We start from the raw sequence: 18,468 nt of genomic DNA, 5'->3' as shown, positions 1-18,468 counted from the left end.
GCTGTTGAGTTCTCAAGGAACGGACGCTTCCTTCGTACTCACCCTCTCGGGCTTTCCTCCGGGCGCTTCCCTTCGCTGTTTCCGACTCTATCAGATCCTTTCGGCGTCTGATTCCCAGTCAGCGGGGTTTGTCTTCCCGGCCGTTGGGCCGTTCCGACGTCTCAAACCTTAGCCGATTCTCTCGGCGATTCCCAATCGGGCCGCCGGGCCCCGTATCGAATTGAATTCGGGCATGCCGAAATCGACCCGAGCGGGAGGTCGTGCTGATGGTGTGAGTTGCCGCTTGCGCGGCGGGAGTTGCTGTCGCAGAACCGTTACGGCTCCACGGCAACCCGGAGAACTTTACAGATCGAGGTGGTGGCTGTCAATCGAGGTCGGTGAGGCGTCCGCCGGCGTCCGGCTGGGCGTGTTCCACCCGACGCAGAAGGCGGGTGAGGGCCTCGCCGAGGACCGTGCGCTCCTCCGGGGAGAGGTCCTGGAGGAGGTCCTCCTCGAAGACTGTGGCGAGGCGCATGGCCTCCAGCCACTTCTCGCGGCCCTCGGGCGTCAGCTCCACGATCACCCGTACGCGGTTGGACTCGTCCCGCTCCCGGGTTGCCAGACCTTCCCCCACCATCCGGTCGATGCGGTGGGTCATGGCGGCCGGCGTGAGGCCGAGGCGCTTGGCGAGTTCGCCGGGGCCCATCCGGTAGGGGGCGCCGGAGAGGACGAGGGCCTTGAGGACCTCCCATTCGGCGTTGCTGATGCCGAGGGCGGCGGTCTGGCGGCCGTAGGCGACGTGCATCCGCCGGTTCAGCCGGGAGAGTGCCGAGACGATCTTCTCGACCTGGGGGTCGAGGTCCTGGAACTCGCGCTGGTAGGCGGCGATCTGCTCGTCGAGCGTCGGCTCGCTGCTGATCGTGCCAGGTGTGTCGGCCATGTCCGCAGTATCGCACGGGACTGCTTGGCGTTGAAGTCCTTCGACGTGTACTGTTTAGCTCTGAAATTTATCTTCGAAGTCTTCGGTTGTAAGTACTGATGACTTCAACTACCTGAGAGAGGTGAACGTGACCAGGGCGATGGGCGCAGCAATGCGCCGGATCCACGTGGGCAACGCACTCAGCGCGTTCGGGCTCGGCTTCACCGTCCCCTACCTGTACGTCTACGTGGCGCAGGTGCGGGGGCTCGGTGCCCTGACGGCGGGGCTCGTGCTCGCCGTCTTCGCCGTGGCCGCGCTGGTCGTGCTGCCGTTCGCCGGGCGGGCGATCGTGCGGCGCGGCCCTCTGCCTGTCCTGCTCGCCGCCCTGGTCACCGCCGCGCTGGGCGCCCTGAGCCTGGGGCTGGCCGGGACGGCGGCGACAGTGCTGGCGGCCGCTGCGCTGCTCGGGGCCGGGCAGGCGATCATGCAGCCGGCGCTGGCGACGATGATCGTGGACTGCTCGCCGGCCGAGACGCGGTCGCGGGCGTTCGCGACGCAGTTCTTTCTGCAGAACCTGGGTCTCGGCGTGGGTGGCCTCATCGGGGGGCACCTCGTCGACACCAGCCGGGTCTCCTCCTTCACTCTCCTGTTCGCCATCGAGGCGGCGATGTTCCTGCTCCTGGTCGTGGTGATGGCGACGGTGCGGGTGCCGCACTCGCCGCGGATCCAGGACGCACCGGGCGGGTCGGCGAAGGGGAGCTGGCGGCAGTTGCTGGGGAATCGGGCGATGGTGCAGCTGTGTGTGCTGGGCTTCGTGCTGTTCTTCGCCTGCTACGGGCAGTTCGAGTCCGGGCTGAGCGCGTACGGCGTGGAGGCCGCGGGGATCTCTACGTCCGCGCTGGGTACGGCCCTGGCCGCAAACACGCTGATGATCGTGGTCGCGCAGTTCGCCGTGCTGAAGTTCGTCGAGCGGCGGCGGCGGTCGCGGGTGATCGCGGCCGTGGGACTGATCTGGGCGGTGGCGTGGCTCGTGGCCGGGTACGCAGGGCTCGGGCACGGGAGCCAGGAGATGGCGACGGCCGCGTTCGTGTCGACGTACGCGTTGTTCGGACTCGGCGAGGCGATGCTGTCGCCGACGGTTGCTCCGCTGGTCGCGGATCTGGCGCCGGAGGGGATGGCCGGGCAGTACAACTCGGCGTTCGCCCTGGTGAAGCAGCTTGCGTTGGCGGTCGGGCCGGCGGTGGGGGGACCGTTGGGGGCATCGCTGCACGGGCCGTACATCGTGACGTTTCTGCTGTTCTCGCTGGGGATCAGTGTGCTGGCTGTGCGGTTGGGGCGGGGGCTCAGTGATGTGCAGGACCGGCCTTGGGTGGTCGGTAGTCGGGTGGTCACGCGGGGCGGGGTCGCGACGGAGCCGGTGGCTGCGGAGGCGTAAGGCGCGGGTGCTGGTGCCTGGTGCCCGCAGCTACGGCAGATGCGTCGCTGGCTTTAGTACGAACTCGCACCACACCGCCTTGCCGCCGCCCGGGGTGCGTCTGCTGCCCCAGTTGGTGGCGATCGTGGCGACGATGGCGATGCCTCGGCCCGATTCGTCGGCCGGGTCGGCGCGGCGGCGACGGGGGAGGTGGTCGTCTCCGTCGGTGACCTCGATGATCAGGCGGCGGTCGGTGCGGCGGAGGCGCAGACGCATGGGTGGGGTGCCGTGCTGGAGGGAGTTGGCGACGAGTTCGCTGGTGGCGAGGACGCCGAGATCGTGGAGGTCGGCGGGGAAGCGCCAACTCGTCAGGACGCCGGAGGCGAAGGCACGCGCGCGTGGGGCCGCTTCGACGCCGCCGAGGAGTTCCAGGGCGGCGTTGCGGAAGAGATCGCCGTCGGGGCCTGTGCGGGCCGGGTGCTGGAGGACCAGGACCGCCACGTCGTCGTCGTGGTCCGCCGTCACACCTGCCGAGCGGACCAGGCGGTCGCAGATCACCTGGGGGGTGCCTGTCGCGCCCGCAAGGGCTCGCTCCAGGGACGCGATTCCCTCGTCCAGGTCCTCGTTGCGGCGCTCGACCAGGCCGTCCGTGTAGAGGACCGCGGTGGAGCCGGGGCCCAGCGCGATCGAGCCCGAGGAGTGCATCCAGCCGCCGGTGCCGAGCGGGGGGCCGGTCGGTTCGTCGGCGCGCAGCACCGTGCCGTTCTCGTCGCGGACCAGGATGGGGAGGTGGCCGGCTGTGGCGTACACGAGGCGGCCCTCGTTCGGATCGTGGATGGCGTACACGCACGTGGCGATCTGGTTGGCGTCGATCTCGGTGGCTAGGCCGTCCAGGAGCTGGAGGATCTCGTGCGGGGGCAGGTCGAGGCGGGCGTACGCGCGCACCGCCGTACGGAGTTGGCCCATGACCGCCGCCGCGCGCACGCCGCGGCCCATGACGTCGCCGATGACCAGGGCCGTGCGGCCGCCGCCGAGGGTGATGACGTCGTACCAGTCGCCGCCGACCGCGGCCTCGGTGCCGCCGGGCTGGTACGTGGCGGCGATGCGCAGGTCGTCCGGTTCTTCCAGTTCCTGGGGAAGGAGGCTGCGCTGGAGGGTCACGGCCGTTTCGCGCTGGCGGCGTTCGCTGGCGCGCAGCCGCTCGGCGGCCTCGGCGTGGTCGGTGACGTCGGTGGCGAAGACGAGCACGCCGCCGTCGCTGTCCTCGGCGACCGGGGTGCAGGTGAACGTGTAGGAACGGCCGTCGAGGGCCTTGCGGGACTTGAGGGTGCGGGGCTTTCCGCTGCGCAGGACCTGGTCGAGGAGGGGCAGCAGGCCCAGTTCGGCCAGTTCGGGGAGGGCCGCGTGGGCCGGTTCGCCCGGGGGCCGTACGCCGAAGGCCGCCACGTAGGCGTCGTTGACGTACGTGATGCGGTGGTCGGGGCCGTGCAGCAGGGCGACGAGGGCCGGAACGCGGTCGAGGACCTCGCGGGCGGGGAGTTCGTCGACGGCGGGCACGGGTGGTGACCCGTCGGTCGGGCGTTCGGCGCGGGCCGCGGGCACGGAGCCTTCCCCCCGCCGGTCCGGGGAGACCGCGTGCTCGGTCCGCGCTGCGGCGCGGCGCTGCGTTCCGGGGAGCCGGGCGCTCCAGCGCGTGAAGTTCACAGTGGGGAAAGCCTCGTGGGTGCTGAGGGCGGGCAGGTGCCCGTCCGGGGTCGTGGGGCAGTGGCAGTGTGGCGGACCGCGGCGACATCCGTCAGACGCCGGGGTGACTTGTGGAGTTCCCGGGTCGGGTCAGGACGACCCCTTCGGCTCGTCCGACGGGTTGTGATGAGACTTTCCCCCGGCCGCGAGTTCGAACTCCGCTCGCGGGTGTTCGAGTGACCCCAGGGAGACGATCTCCCGCTTGAAGAGTCCGGCGAGTGTCCATTCGGCCAGGACACGGGCCTTGCGGTTGAAGGTGGGCACCCTGCTCAGGTGGTAGACGCGGTGCATGAACCAGGCAGGGTAGCCCTTCAGCCTGCGGCCGTAGACCTGTGCGACGCCCTTGTGGAGTCCTAGGGAGGCGACCGAGCCCGCGTACTTGTGCGCGTACGTCTCGAGGGGCTCGCCGCGCAGGGAGTGGACGATGTTGTCGCCGAGGACGCCGGCCTGGCGGACCGCGTGCTGGGCGTTGGGGGCGGTCTGGGTGCCGGGTTCGTCCGCAGTGACGTCGGGGACGGCGGCTGCGTCGCCTGCGGCCCATGCGTGCTCGGCGCCGTCGAGGGCGAGTTGGGCAGTGCACTTGAGGCGTCCGCGTTCGGTGAGCGGCAGGTCCGTCGAGGCGAGCAGCGGGTGGGGTTTGACGCCGGCGGTCCACACGACCGTACGGGTCGGGAGGCGCTGACCGTCGCTGAGTACGGCGACGCGGCCGGCGCAGGATTCGAGGCGGGTGCCGAGCAGGACCTGGATGTTGCGGCGGCGCAGCTCGGTGACGGCGTAGCGGCCCATCTCCTCGCCGACCTCGGGGAGGATGCGGTCGGAGGCCTCGACGAGGACCCATTTCATGTCCTCGGGGCGGACGTTGTGGTAGTAGCGCGTGGCGTAGCGGGCCATGTCCTCGAGTTCACCGAGTGCCTCGACTCCGGCGTAACCGCCGCCCACGAAGACGAAGGTGAGGGCCGCGTCGCGGATCGCCGGGTCGCGGGTGGAGGAGGCGATGTCCATCTGCTCGATGACGTGGTTGCGCAGGCCGATGGCTTCCTCGACGGTCTTGAACCCGATGCCGTACTCGGCGAGTCCGGGGATGGGCAGGGTGCGCGAGATCGAGCCGGGGGCGAGGACGAGTTCGTCGTAAGTGAGGTGCTCGGCGCCGCTGCCCTCCTCCTCGGTGGCGAGCGTGGTGAGGGTGGCGCTGCGCTTTGTGTGGTCGATGGACGTCACTTCGCCGACGACGATGTGGCACCGGTCCAGAACGCGGCGCAACGGTACGACGACGTGACGAGGTGAAATCGACCCGGCGGCCGCTTCGGGAAGGAACGGCTGGTACGTCATGTACGGATCCGGGGTGACGACAGTGATGTCGACGTCCCCCTGCCTGAGCTCCCGTTTCAGCCTCCGCTGGAGCCGCAGTGCCGTGTACATCCCGACGTAGCCGCCGCCGACAACGAGAATGCGCGCACGTTCCTTCACCGTCCCATGACGCACCCGCCGCTGTTGTTTGTCCACAGCCTCGGCAATTTGTGTGACCGGCGATTCTGTGGCCGCGGTGCCGGCGGGGGCGGCGAAGCCGGGAGGAAGCGGGCAGGTCAGCGGGGGCGGACGGGAGGGCGCAGAGGTGTGCAATCGGGATGAATGTGCGTCGTACTCCGATCGGGGGGCGCTCCGTGCGGAACCTGCCCCTTCTGAATTGACTCCCTCTCAACTATGTTCGTGTGTCGACGGGGTGTGGGGGACGGGATGGAACGGGCCCGCGACGGGCCGTCGCGGCACGGCGCCGGTTCCGCGCACCTCGGAATCAGTGGCGGGGAGTCTCCGGGGGGAGACGTCATTACCGGGGGAACGCTTATGCATATTCAGGACACTCATTGGTCTTCAGCCTCCGCCGTCGCGCCCGGTGGCGCGGCGGCGGGCCACGGACGCGCGGCCGGGTCGCGTACGGCGCCGCTGCGGGTGGACGCACAGCGCAATCTCGAGCATGTGCTGCGTGCGGCGCGGGAGGTCTTCGGCGAACTGGGTTACGGCGCGCCGATGGAGGACGTGGCGCGGCGCGCGCGGGTCGGTGTGGGCACGGTGTACCGGCGCTTCCCGAGCAAGGACGTCCTGGTCCGGCGGATAGCCCAGGAGGAGACGTCCCGACTCACCGACCAGGCGCGGGCGGCGCTCGGGCAGGAGGACGAGCCGTGGTCGGCGCTGGCGCGCTTCCTGCGCACGTCGGTCGCCTCGGGCGCGGGCCGGCTGCTGCCGCCGCAGGTGCTGCGGGTCGGCGTCGCCGACGACGGTGGGAACGCCGAGTCGGCGGACGAGGCGCGGGTGCCGCAGCAGCGGACGCAGCCGGGCGTGGGTGAGTTGCGGCTGGTGTCGGAGGAGCTCGCGGCGGGCGCCGACGACACGGGGGCGGCGGCGCTGCTCGACGTGGTGGGCCGGCTCGTGGAGCGGGCGCGCGCGGCGGGCCAACTGCGACCGGACGTGTCGGTGTCGGACGTGCTGCTGGTAATCGCCACGGCGGCCCCGTCCCTCCCGGACGCGGCCCAGCAGGCAGCGGCGTCGGCGCGACTGCTGGACATCTTGCTGGAGGGGCTGCGGTCGCGGCCTGCGTAGTCGTTCCGGCGGTGTGCCGGGTCGTTCCGGCCGTGCTGGATCGTTCCGGACGTGGGTGGCGGACGTGAGTTCGGGACGTGCCCGGGGTTGGGCGCGGGTGGGTTTCACTCGCCCGCGCCCGCGGGGTGCCTCCGGCGTGCGTTACACCCGTCCGGGTGATGGCCTGCACTGGGGAGACTGAACAATGGTCAATGTGGCACTCTGGCCCCTGTAACGGGTAGGGCTTGGCAGGCGTCGGGGGCTTTCCGGGATGAGCGTTGACGGGTGGGACGAGTCCCGCGGGGGCAGTGACGCTGAGTCCGGAGGGCTGAACTCGCCACAGGTTCCGAGCCAGGGCGGCCGGGCAGACACACCGCAGCCCCTCGGCCCGGTGGACGCCGGTGTCCCCGAACAGCGCGAGGGCAGCGTGCTGCCTTCGCCCCGGGAGCCGGTGGACCTGCCCCCGGCCGACGGCGAGCTCATCGAGCGGATGCGTGGCGGCGACGACTCCGCGTACGAGGAGCTGTACCGCAGGCACGCGGACGCCGTGCGGCGGTACGCCCGCGCCTGCTGCCGGGACGCCCACACCGCCGACGACCTGACCGCCGAGGTGTTCGCCCGCATGCTCCAGGCGGTGCGCGGCGGCTCCGGGCCAGAGTACGCCGTACGCGCCTATCTGCTCACCTCCGTGCGCCGCGTCGCCGCGCACTGGACGAAGTCGGCCAGGCGCGAGCAACTGGTCGACGACTTCGCCGTGTTCGCCACGCAAGCCGGGCGGACCTCCGAGGTGTCCGACGGCACTGCGTCCATCAGCTCCTTCGGAGCGGGCCTGGACCTGGGCGCCGACGTACGCGCCATGCACGAGGCCGAGCAGTCCATGGCCATGCAAGCGTTCCGCTCGCTGCCCGAACGCTGGCAGGCCGTGCTGTGGCACACCGAGGTGGAGGACGAGTCGCCGAGCAAGGTGGCCACCCTCTTCGGGCTGGACGCCAACGGCACGCGCGTGCTGGCCAGCCGCGCCCGCGAAGGACTCAAGCAGGCCTACCTCCAGGCGCACGTCAGCGCCGCCCTCGCGGGCGACGGGGAGTGCGCCCGCTATGCCGACCAGCTCGGCACCTACGCCCGCCGGAAGCTGCGCATCCGCGCCGAACGGGGCCTGCGCAAGCACTTGGACGAGTGCGCCAAGTGCCGGCTGGCGGCCGCCCAGATCGAAGAGGTCGCAAGCGGTATCCCCGCCATCGTGCCGGTCGCGGTCATCGGCTGGTTCGGTGCCGCCGGGTACGCCAAGGCGGTCGGGATCATCGCCGGTGGCGCCGGAGTGGGTGCCGCGGGTGCGGCCGCGGCGAGTGGTGGCTCGTCCGGCGGGGCCGCGGGCAGCGGTGCGGCCTCGGAGGGCGTGAGCGGGCCGGTGAAGGCCGGGATCGCCGCGGGTGCGGCCGCGGTCGCCGTGGCCGTGGTGGCGATGGCCCTGGTGGGCGACAGCGAGCCGCCCAAGGCGGTGGCCAAGCCGTCCGCGTCGCCCCCGGTCGTACAGCCGCAGCCGCCGACTCCCGCGCCTCCGAAGAAGGAGCCCGCGCCGCCGCCGGCGCCGGTCGTCGCGCCCAAACCGGCCCCGAAGCCGACGCCCACCCCGTCGCCGACACCGACGCCGAAGCCGGCTCCCAAGCCGAGCCCGAAACCGACCCCGAAGCCCTCCCCCACCCCCAAGCCGACGCCGAAACCCTCCCCCACGCCCACTCCCCAACCCGACCCGACCGTCTTCCAGTTGAGCGAGCTGAGCTACGACCTCACCGGTGACGGCACCGAACCGCTGATCCGGTTCGGCGAGAGCAGCCTGGCGTGGCAGCGATCCCATGTGTCCATCGCCCAGCAGCAGTACGCACACGGCGTGAGCGTGCAGGGCGACTCCTCGATCACGATCGACCTCAACCGTGAGTGCACGGCCTACGACGCGCTGGTCGGCATCGACGACATCAGCGTGGGCTCCGGCAAGGCCCAATTCTCCGTGCTCGCGGACGGGGTCCAGCTGTGGAAGTCCCAGCTGGTCGAGGCCGGTGACCCGGCCGTCCCGGTCCATGTGAACCTCAGCGGGCACAAGACCGTGCAGCTGGGGGTCCAGCCGGAGGGCAACGTCTTCGACTCCCTGGCGTTCGCCGACTGGGCCGAGTCGAAGTTCACCTGCCGGTAGTGATCGGCGCCTCACGCAGCTGGGCCACCACGTCGTCGGCCGTGAGCGACGCGCCCCGGGTGCGCTCGGCCGTGTAGAAGGCCGGGGGCAGGGTCGTGCGGGCACTCTCCTCGATCCGCTCGGCCTCCGCGCGCTCGGGCAGGGGGCGCGGGTTGCCGTCACGCCAGTGGTCGGCGGCGGCGAGCAGCCGCACCGCGCCGGGCAGGTCGTCGAGCCGGGCCAGCAGATACGCGGCGATGTCCACGAGCGCCGCGGTGATCGCCTCGGCACACTGGCGGTCCACGGCCTCGCGCAGCGCGTCGGCCACGATCGGCAGCGCGCTCCCCGGGCCCGACTGGTCGGCCGTGACGAGGGCGTCGACCGCGTTCAGCGCGGCAGTGAACTGCGGGGGCGGGGTGGCGTCCCCGGCCGCCACGCGAGCCTCGTCGCACAGCCGGCGCGCACGGGCCAGGTCACCGTCGTACCGGGCGATGTGGGCCCGCAGGAGAAGGACGAACGCCCGGGAGTCGGGCACCCCGTACCGCTCGGCCGCCTCGCTCGCCTCGTCCAGGGTGGTCAGCGCGGCCTCCCGGTCGCCCGAGCGGTAGGCGATCTCGGCGAGCCGCGCGACGAGGAACGGCGACTCGGCGTACGCCCCCACCTCGTAGGCGAGGCGCAGTGCCTCCTCGTACTCGCTCCGCGCCTCCTCGTACCGCCCGCGTGACATGGCCGCCTCCCCGGCCGCGCTGCATACCTGGGCCCTCATCCAGCGGTCGCCCACGCGCCGGCTGAGGAGCCGCAGTTCCGCCAGGCCGTCGTCGACGCCCCGCAGATTGCCGGTCGAGTCGACGACCATGTGGGTGCGGAACATCAGGGCGACGCCGGTCTCCCAGTCCCCGCCGTACGCCCGGCAGTTGGCGACGGCCGCCTCCATCGCGGGCCGTACGTCGACGGGGCCGCCCAGGAGGTATGTGGTCAGCGGCCAGACGAGGCCCGGCATCCGGGCGGCCACCGGGCCGCCGCGCTCGAAGGCGGCGCGGACGCGGGCGACGTACTCGTGAGCCCGCTCGTCGGCCGTGAGGTCCGGCGCGACGGTCTCGGACGTCAGGAACAGGTGGAGCATCCTGAGGTCCATGCGCAGGGCGTGCCGGGGATGCCGCGTCTCCCCGTCCGGGGCCGCGAGGAAGGCGCCCACCGGGTCGGCGGACTCAGCCCGCCGCAACAGGTCCTCGGCCGGGGTGCCTTCGGGCAGGGTGTCCAGGGCGACGCCCAGGCGCAGCACCCGCTTCACCCATTCCGCGGCCTCCAGGCGGTAGTTGCGCAGCCACCAGAACCAGCCCATACCGAGGACGAGCGCGCCGGCCTGCGCCTCGTCGCCGTTGAGCACCGTGCGTTGCAGGGCCGCGCGGATGTTGTCGAGCTCGCTCTCCAGGCAGGCGATCCAAGGGAGTTGGTCCGCCGACCGCAGCAGAGGCTCGGCCCGCTCCACCAGCGCGCGCACCCACGCACCGTGGCACCGCTCGGCCGCCGCGCGCTGCTCGGGGACCTCGGCCGCGCGCTCGGCCGCGTACTCGTGGATGGTCTCCAGCATGCGGTACCGCATGCTGTCGCTGCCCAGCCGGTCGTCCGGGGCGGCCACGATCAGGGACTTGTCGACGAGGGCGCCGACGAGGTCCGCGGCAGGGCCGGTGCACACGGCCTCGGCCGCCGCGAGGTCCCAGCCACCGGCGAACACCGACACCTCGCGCAGCACCGTCCGCTCCCGCTCGTCGAGCAGCTCCCAGGACCAGTCGACGACGGCGCGCAGGGTCTGCTGGCGGGGCAGAACCGTACGGCTTCCGGAGGTGAGGAGGCGGAAGCGGTCGTCGAGGCGGTCGGCGATCTGCCGGGGCGTCAGCAGTCGCAGCCGGGCCGCGGCCAGCTCGATGGCGAGCGGCAGCCCGTCGAGGCGGCGGCAGATCTCGTCGACCGCCGCCTCGTCCCTCAGCACGGCGGCGGCGTCGGGACGGACGGCCGCCGCGCGCTCGGCGAAGAGGCGGTGCGCCTGCTGAGGGACCAGGGGTTCGACTGGGCGCACCGACTCACCGGGGACGCCCAGGGGTTCACGGCTGGTGGCGAGGATCGTGAGCCCGGGGCAGCGGGTGAGGAGTGTCTCGGCGAGGTCGGCTGCCGCGCCGATGACATGTTCGCAGTTGTCAAGGATCAGGAGCTGGCTGCGCGGGGCGCAGTGCTCGACGAGCAGGGCGACGGGATCGCCCTGCGGGGTCGCCAGTTCGTTGGTCATGAGCACGGTCTCGCGCAGACCGAGTGCGCTGACCACCGCGCCTGGCACCGCCTCGGGCCGGTCGAGCGGGGCGAGCTCGACCAGCCACGCCTGCGGGAGCCCGGCGGCGGCTTCCTCGGCGAGACGGGTCTTTCCTGAGCCACCCGGTCCGGTGAGGGTGACGAGTCGGGCCCTGTGCAATTCGGAACGGATGGCGTCGAGTTCTGGTTCCCGGCCGACGAAGGAATTCAGTCGGGGGCGGATGTTGCCGAGGCGTGGGGGAGGTGGGGCGAGCTGTGCGGGCGGGGTTGCGGGTGGTGTCTGTGTGAGCAACGCCTGGTGCAGATCGTGGAGTTCCCGGCCGGGGTCGGTGCCGAGGCCGTCGGCGAGGGTGCGGCGGGCGGTCTCGTACGCGGCGAGCGCGTCGGCGTGGCGGCCGGTGTCGCGCAGGGCTCGGACGAGGAGGGCATGCAGGGACTCGTCGTACGGGTGTGCCGCGGTCAGTTCCGTCAGTTCCGGTACGACGTCGTGCGCGCTGCCCAGGCGCAGGTCGGCCTCGGCGCGGGCGCGGGCCGCCGTCAGACGCAGGGCCTCCTGGCGGGTCGTGGCGGTGCGGTCGGGGAGGTCGGCGAGGGCGGGGCCGCGCCACAGGGTGAGGGCGTCGGTCAGGGTGCGGGAGGCGGTGGCCGGGTCGCCGTTCTCCAGGGCTTCGGTGCCGGCGCGCACGAGGCGTTCGAAGACGAACAGGTCCACGTCGTCGCGGTCGGCTTCGAGGCGGTATCCGCCGGGGTCCGAGGCGACGGTGTGTCTGCCGAGGGTGCGGCGGAGGCGGCCGACGAGTGCTTGGAGGGCTGCCGGGGCGTCCTGGGGCGGGTCGTCCGCCCAGACCTCGTCGATCAGGGATTCGGGGGTGGTGGTGCGGCCGGGGCGCAGGGCCAGGGCGGTGAGCAGGGCGCGGAGGCGGGGGCCGGTTATGGGTACCGGCGTGCCTTGGTCGTCCGTTGCTTGGGTTACGCCGAGGATTCTGTACCGCACGGGGTCATTGTCGCCGGGGGGTGGGGGGACGGGCACGGGGTTTCGGGGCCGGGGTGGTTTCGGCGGGGGCGGGGGTCAGGGAGGGGTTTGCTGGGTGCCCGGTGCTGCGGCTGAGCGGGGGTGGGTTTCGCTTGCCCGCGCTTGCGGGGTACCTCCCCCACTCTCGGCTTCGCTCGAGCGGGGGACCCCCATCGCCCACCCGTGCCGCCTGGGGGTCCCCCCCCCCCGCTCGAAGAGTGGGGGAGGCACGACTGCCCGCGTTTACGGCGGCATGGGCTGCCCGCCGCCGCAGTGGCTCCGACGTGCGGCTGCCCGCCACCGCTTGGGGTCGGTTCTGGCTGCCGGGTCAGCCGCCCGGTGCCAGTGCGCTTCTTCTCGGTGCGATTCCTGCCGGTACCGCACGCGCGCGTGCCGGGGTTCCTGTCCAGCAGGTTCCTCTGCGGGCCAGTAGGCGGCGTAGCCATAGTTCCAGGGACACCAGGTCGGCCAAGCCGTCCAACGGAAGGGGTTCGCCCGCTGCCGCGCTGCGCAGTGCCTTGCGGACCACTCGGGCCTCGACCAGGCCCGCCTCGGCGAGCAGTGGTGTGGCGAAGAGGGTGACGACCGAGTCGGCGGCGACGCGCAGGCCCGTGCGGGCGGCGGCGGCCGAAGAGGCGTGGGACGGGGCGCCCCAGCCGGGTGGGAGGTCGGTGACGCCGGCGCCCTCCAGGACCGTACGCAGGATCGCGGCGCGGGCGCCCGGCTGGACGCGGAGGGCCACGGGGAGGGTGCGGCAGGCGCGGACGACCTGGTTGTCGAGGAACGGTGCGTGCAGGCGCTGGGAGCGGATCTCGGCCGCCTGTTCCAGGACCCGGAGATCGGCCGCGTGGCGGGCCAGTGCCGCACGCGCGCGGTAGTCGCCGGGGCGCTGGCCGGGGCCTACTCCGGAGCGGTTCGCGGACCCCTGGAGCAGAACCGATACTTCGGCGAGTGCCTCTCCCGTGAGCCAGCGTGCCGCGGGCCCCGGTCTGGCCCAGGTGAGCGCGGCGAGGGACGCGCCCACGGCTCCGCCGGGGTCGTCGAAGCGGCGGTGGAGGAGCCGGTCGGCGAGTGCTTCCACGCCGGTCCGGTACGGCGTCCGCGCCAGCCGCCGCGCCGCGCTGTACACGCGCGCGGGGACGAGCACCGAGCCGTCCGCCTTGGTCAGCGCGGCGACCGGGCGCACCAGGTGGCGCCGTTTGCGGTCCATCAGCAGGTCGGCCAGGCGGGCGGGGTGCGCGTCCAGGACCTGCCGGGCGCCGTAGCCGGTGAAGTGGTCCGCGCTGCCCGCGGCCAGCCGCGCGCGGTGGCGGGCGGCGGAGATCAGCGACGGCCCCGGCTCGTCCGTGAGCGGGCCGTCCAGGTCGGCGTACGGCAGGACCTCCTCGCCGCCGGTCACCACCACGTGGTGCAGCCGGGGGTTGGCGGCCAGCGTCCCGGCGCGTTCGAGTTCGGCCTCGCGGCCGCCGACGGCCAGGTCGTTGAACGTGACGGCCAGCAGCCGCTCGCCCGCGCCCGTGCCGTGGCCCAGGATCGTGCCCGGCATGCCGGGCAGGCCGGCAGCCAGCAGGGCAAGGGTTCCGGAAGCGGGGCCTCCGGACAGGTCGGCGCCGATTCCCGGGACCGGCATCCCGCGCGCGGCGCGGCGTTCGGCGGGGCCCATGCCGGGGACCGGCCCAGGGTCCATGTCGGTGGCGGGGACGTGCCTGGGTGCTGACAAGCGCGCCCGCACAGCCTCCACGAGCGCGTCCCGTACCGCGTCCACCGCTCTGTCCGGGTCGGCCGAGGGTGCGGCCACCGCGAGGGAGGCGACCGGCTCGTACCCGGCGATCTCGCGCGCTCCGGCGCGCAGAATCAGCGCGTGCCCCGGAGGAATGCGCCGTACGCCCTCGTAGGGCGTCGAGTCGTGCAGCGCGGCCGGTACGTCCGGGGCGGCGAGCAGAGCTGCGAGGTGGCCGAAGTCGAGGTTGGCCTCGATGAGGTCGGCGAGCGGCAGGGCCGCCGTGGCGTAGGCGGCGCCGCCCGCCCAGGGGGTGTAGAACACCGGGCGCGCGCCCGCGAGATCGCCGCAGACGGTGATGCGGCGGCCGACCTGGACGACGGCCGTGTAGCTGCCCGGCCAGGCCGTCAGATGCCGCAGTGCGCCGCCGCGCGCGGCGAACAGGCCGAGCCGCAGCTCCTCGTCGCTCGCGCCGCAGGTGCCGAGGACCGCGACGCGGGTCTGCGCGTCGGCCTTCACGATGCGCACCTCGTCCGGCCGCCAGTCGCCCACCGCCCACAGCGGATCGGGATCGCCCCACAGGAGTTGGGAACCGACCGGGTGCACGGTCTCGCCGTCATGTCCGGCGGCGCCGGCGGAACCGGTCGCGAGTGCACCGGCGGCGGTGCTGCTCCATCCCACCAACCACCGCATCGACGCCTCCACAGGCTGTGGACAACCAGTTCACGGTACGAACCGGTTCACCATGCTGCCATGAAGAACGCGCCGTGGAGGGGCGGTGGCACGGCCTTCGCCCCTGGGAAACCGACCACGCGCGTGTGCCCGTGAACGAGCGAACCCCCGTACGACACAGGGGAACTGCGACGTGAATGCGCCCCCGCTTCGCTCCCCCCGAACGCCCTTCGCGCCCTCAACTCCCATGGTGAGAGCGGTTATTGCCCACAAGAGCAGGAGTCGGTTTTCAGTCAAATCGGCGCCACCGAAACGGGCTTGCACACGCTCCGTACAGGCTCTGCGCAACGCAAGGGCGGCGCAGGAAACGCGCACAGTCCGGGAGGCGGCATCGCCTCCCGGACCGATCCGCCACCCGCGGGGATGTAGGTGGCGGTGTCCCCCAGCCCACTGGATCCAGTACAGCGGGCCGACCCACGCACCAGCCATGGAACCGCTCCCTCGTTGGCCGGAGAAGAGCGCACGGACGGGCGCACGGCCACACGGCGGGGGCACGCCGCGGCGGCCCGTGCACAGTGCGTCAGGGCACGCACTTCCGTACGGACCACAATCCCGCCATCCGGAACAATGCCCCTTAACGCTTGGGATGCGGCGAACTACGCTGGGTTTACGAATGCCGCGTGGTTATGCCAGCGCGGCAGCCGTCTGTGTCGAGGGGTGGCGCATGTCCAGGGAGCAACGCGGGCCGAACGAAAAACTCGGCACCGTTCTCGCCCTCGCGGGAATCAGCAACGCAGGACTCGCACGACGCGTCAACGACCTTGGCGCACAACGCGGGTTGACTCTTCGCTACGACAAGACGTCGGTGGCGCGCTGGGTGTCGAAGGGCATGGTGCCGCAGGGCGCCGCGCCGCACCTCATCGCCGCCGCGATCGGCCAGAAGCTCGGCCGCCCCGTGCCGCTCCACGAGATCGGCCTGGCGGACGCGGATCCCGCCCCCGAAGTGGGCCTGGCCTTCCCGAGGGACGTAGGGCAAGCGGTGCGGTCGGCGACAGAGCTGTACCGTCTCGACCTCGCCGGACGCCGGGCCGGCTCCGGCGGCATCTGGCAGTCGCTCGCCGGATCGTTTGCGGTGAGCGCGTACGCGACGCCCGCCTCACGGTGGCTGATAACCCCCGCCGACAGCTCGGTCGCGAGGGAGGCCGGCTCTGCCGAGGGCTCCGGCGCACCGATCAAAGTCGGCCACAGCGATGTGCAGAAGCTGCGGGAGGCCGCCGAGGACGCCAGACGCTGGGACTCCAAGTACGGGGGCGGCGACTGGCGTTCGTCCATGGTGCCGGAGTGTTTACGGGTGGAGGCGGCACCGCTGCTGCTCGGCTCGTACTCCGACGACGTCGGCCGCGCCCTGTTCGGGGCCGCAGCCGAACTCACCCGGCTCGCGGGCTGGATGGCGTTCGACACGGGCCAGCAGGAGGCCGCGCAGCGGTACTACATCCAGGCGCTGCGGCTCGCCCGCGCGGCCGCGGACGTCCCTCTCGGGGGGTACGTCCTCGCCACCATGTCGCTGCAGGCGACCTACCGCGGTTTCGGCGACGAGGGCGTCGACCTCGCGCAGGCCGCACTGGAGCGCAACCGGGGCCTGGCCACCGCCCGCACCATGAGCTTCTTCCGGCTGGTCGAGGCACGCGCCCACGCGCGCGCGGGTGACGCGCAGGCGGCCGGCGGTTCGCTCCGAGCCGCCGAGGCGTGGCTGGAGCGGTCCCGGGAGGGCGACAACGACCCGTCCTGGCTCGGCTTCTACTCCTACGACCGGTTCGCCGCGGACGCGGCGGAGTGCTACCGGGATCTGAAGGCACCGCGGCAGGTGCGGCGGTTCACGGAGCAGGCGCTGTCGAAACCGACGGAGGAGTTCGTGCGGTCGCACGGGCTGCGGTTGGTCGTGTCGGCGGTTGCGGAGCTGGAGTCGGGGAATCTGGACGCGGCGTGCGAGCAGGGGGTGCGGGCGGTGGAGGTGGCCGGGCGGATCTCTTCGGCCCGGACCACGGAGTATGTGAAGGATCTTCTGCATCGGCTGGAGCCGTATGGGGATGAGCCGCGAGTCGTCGAGTTGCGGGAGCGAGCCCGTCCGCTGCTCATGGCTCCGGCCTAGATCAGGCGCCTGCTCATCTGCCGGGTTGCTTTCGGCTTGCGGGTGCGGGTCGTGTGTAGCGTGTCGCGCAGTTCCCCGCGCCCCTGGAGGGGCGCTCCACGTCCCTGGGGTTTCAACGTGCTGTCAGTGGCGCAGTGCATCATCGGGAGTGGGAGGTGGTGTCGGTGGCTGAGCCTGCGTACGACTGTGACGTGCTCGTCGTCGGGGGTGGGATCGTCGGGTTGTCGACCGCGTATGCGATCACGCGGGCCGCGCCGGGTACCCGGGTGACCGTGCTGGAGAAGGAGCCGGGGCCCGCCCGGCACCAGACGGGGCGCAACAGCGGGGTCATCCACAGCGGGATCTACTACCGGCCGGGCTCGCTCAAGGCGCGATACGCGGTGCGTGGCGCCGCCGAGATGGTGAAGTTCTGCGCGGAGTACGGCATCGCGCACGCGGTGACCGGCAAGCTGATCGTCGCCACCGACCGCGAGGAGCTGCCGCGCCTGCACGCGCTCGTGCAGCGCGGCCGGGAGAATGGGATTCCGGTGCGGGAGCTGGGGCCCACCCAGATCACCGAGTACGAGCCGGAAGTCCGGGGACTCGCGGCCATACACGTCGGGACGACGGGCGTGTGCGACTTCACCGGGGTCGCCCGGCAGCTGGCGGAGGCGTCCGGGGCGGAGATCCGGTACGGCGCACAGGTCGTCCAGGTGGACCGTCGGCCGGAGCTGGGGGTCGCCGTACGCACCGGGGACGGGTCGGTCGTACGCGGGCGGGTGCTGGTGAACTGTGCCGGGCTGCACTGCGACGAGGTGGCCAGGCTGACCGGGGACGAGCCCGGGGTGCGGATCGTGCCGTTCCGGGGCGAGTACTACGAGCTGGCGCGGCCCGGACTGGTGCGGGGGCTGGTGTACCCGGTGCCCGATCCGGCGTTCCCGTTCCTCGGGGTGCATCTCACGCGCGGGATCGACGGCGGTGTGCACATCGGACCCAACGCGGTCCCGGCGCTGGCCCGCGAGGGATACGGCTGGGGCGTCATACGGCCGCGTGAGATGGCCGCCACCCTGGCCTGGCCCGGAGCCTGGGCGCTGGCCCGCAGGCACTGGCGGTACGGGCTCGGGGAGCTGCGGCGGTCCGTGTCCAAGGGGGCCTTCACGGACGCGGTGCGCAGACTCCTGCCCGCGGTGGAGGAGGCGGACCTGGTTCCAGCGGCCCCGGGAGTGCGGGCGCAGGCCGTGCTGCGGGACGGCACCCTGGTCGACGACTTCCTGATCCGCGAGTCGGCTCGTGCGGTGCACGTGCTGAACGCGCCGTCCCCGGCGGCCACGGCGTCGCTGCCGATCGGCCGGGAGGTGGCGCGAAGAGTGCTGACCGTGCTCGGGGAGCGGTGAAGGGGCCGGTGCGCGGAGAGCCGGGGACGACGGCCACCAGGCACGTGAAGCAGAGCCCCCCGGCCGCCCCGCAGTGCGAAAGAACACTGGCCGTGCTCGGAGCGCTGTGAAGCGTCCCGCACGCCGTGAGCGGCTGCCGCGCCTCAGCGCCGAGAGTGCCCGCAAAACTCCAGGCGCTGCGAAGCAGTCAGTGCGCAAAGAACCCCAGGCGGCCACCGCCAGACACACGAAGCGGAGCCCCGCGGCAGGCGCACGCACGCAAGCCGACGCCCGCAGCAACGAGAGTGCCCGCAAAACTCCAGGCGCTGCGAAGCAGCCGTTGTGCGCAAAGGACCCCCGACGACCACCGCAGCGCACATAGACCGGAGCCCGGCCAGCGCCGCCCCGCCCACAGACCGGCGGCCCCCGCCCCCCACGTAAAATCGACTCACTGTGTCTTACT

At 72.4% G+C, this 18,468-nt stretch carries 10 protein-coding genes; 5 read left to right on the top strand and 5 right to left on the bottom strand.

From position 1 onward, the window contains the following. Nucleotides 1-364: 364 nt before the first annotated feature. The gene (locus ACFYXB_RS30320; RefSeq protein WP_389587698.1) at nucleotides 365-919 is read right to left on the bottom strand and encodes a MarR family winged helix-turn-helix transcriptional regulator; all 555 of its coding nucleotides are present in this window, start codon (nucleotides 917-919) and stop codon (nucleotides 365-367) included. A gap of 139 nt (nucleotides 920-1,058) precedes the next feature. Between ACFYXB_RS30320 and ACFYXB_RS30315 the strand changes: the two genes are divergently transcribed. Then, a complete protein-coding gene (locus ACFYXB_RS30315) occupies nucleotides 1,059-2,333 on the top strand; it encodes an MFS transporter (protein WP_389587706.1) in 1,275 nt (424 codons plus the stop codon). Nucleotides 2,334-2,363: 30 nt separating this feature from the next. Here ACFYXB_RS30315 and ACFYXB_RS30310 read toward each other — a convergent pair whose 3' ends face one another. Both ACFYXB_RS30310 and ACFYXB_RS30305 read right to left on the bottom strand, forming a co-directional pair. Beyond that, the gene (locus ACFYXB_RS30310; RefSeq protein WP_389587696.1) at nucleotides 2,364-4,016 is read right to left on the bottom strand and encodes a SpoIIE family protein phosphatase; all 1,653 of its coding nucleotides are present in this window, start codon (nucleotides 4,014-4,016) and stop codon (nucleotides 2,364-2,366) included. 129 nt (nucleotides 4,017-4,145) lie between these two features. Further along, a complete protein-coding gene (locus tag ACFYXB_RS30305) occupies nucleotides 4,146-5,522 on the bottom strand; it encodes an NAD(P)/FAD-dependent oxidoreductase (RefSeq protein ID WP_388501082.1) in 1,377 nt (458 codons plus the stop codon). 375 nt (nucleotides 5,523-5,897) lie between these two features. Here ACFYXB_RS30305 and ACFYXB_RS30300 point away from each other — a divergent pair, with 375 nt between their 5' ends. Both ACFYXB_RS30300 and ACFYXB_RS30295 read left to right on the top strand, forming a co-directional pair. Then, nucleotides 5,898-6,650 (top strand): TetR/AcrR family transcriptional regulator, encoded by a 753-nt coding sequence (locus ACFYXB_RS30300; RefSeq protein WP_389587694.1) that lies wholly within the window; start codon nucleotides 5,898-5,900, stop codon nucleotides 6,648-6,650. Nucleotides 6,651-6,900: 250 nt separating this feature from the next. Continuing rightward, nucleotides 6,901-8,817 carry a sigma-70 family RNA polymerase sigma factor gene (locus ACFYXB_RS30295; protein ID WP_389587692.1) on the top strand — a complete coding sequence of 639 codons (1,917 nt, stop codon included), beginning with the start codon at nucleotides 6,901-6,903 and terminating at the stop codon, nucleotides 8,815-8,817. Here the strand turns inward: ACFYXB_RS30295 and ACFYXB_RS30290 are convergent. Together ACFYXB_RS30290 and ACFYXB_RS30285 are read right to left on the bottom strand one after the other, a co-directional pair. Beyond that, complete coding sequence (locus ACFYXB_RS30290; RefSeq protein ID WP_389587691.1) at nucleotides 8,804-12,094, bottom strand: BTAD domain-containing putative transcriptional regulator; 3,291 nt, start codon at nucleotides 12,092-12,094, stop codon at nucleotides 8,804-8,806. The two genes, ACFYXB_RS30295 and ACFYXB_RS30290, sit on opposite strands and share 14 nt — an antisense overlap. A gap of 346 nt (nucleotides 12,095-12,440) precedes the next feature. Beyond that, the gene (locus tag ACFYXB_RS30285) at nucleotides 12,441-14,525 is read right to left on the bottom strand and encodes an asparagine synthase-related protein (protein WP_389587689.1); all 2,085 of its coding nucleotides are present in this window, start codon (nucleotides 14,523-14,525) and stop codon (nucleotides 12,441-12,443) included. Between the two features lie 703 nt (nucleotides 14,526-15,228). Here ACFYXB_RS30285 and ACFYXB_RS30280 point away from each other — a divergent pair. Then, entirely contained in the window at nucleotides 15,229-16,653 is a 1,425-nt protein-coding gene (locus ACFYXB_RS30280) for an MFS transporter (RefSeq protein WP_351355800.1), read from the top strand. Nucleotides 16,654-16,817: 164 nt separating this feature from the next. After that, the gene (gene lhgO / locus ACFYXB_RS30275; RefSeq protein WP_351355797.1) at nucleotides 16,818-18,026 is read left to right on the top strand and encodes an L-2-hydroxyglutarate oxidase; all 1,209 of its coding nucleotides are present in this window, start codon (nucleotides 16,818-16,820) and stop codon (nucleotides 18,024-18,026) included. Nucleotides 18,027-18,468 lie beyond the last annotated feature (442 nt).

Source organism: Streptomyces sp. NPDC002619 (assembly GCF_042889305.1).
GTDB lineage: Bacteria > Actinomycetota > Actinomycetes > Streptomycetales > Streptomycetaceae > Streptomyces.
Note: the sequence above shows the minus strand (reverse complement) of the source record. Positions and strands in the feature narration are given on the sequence as shown.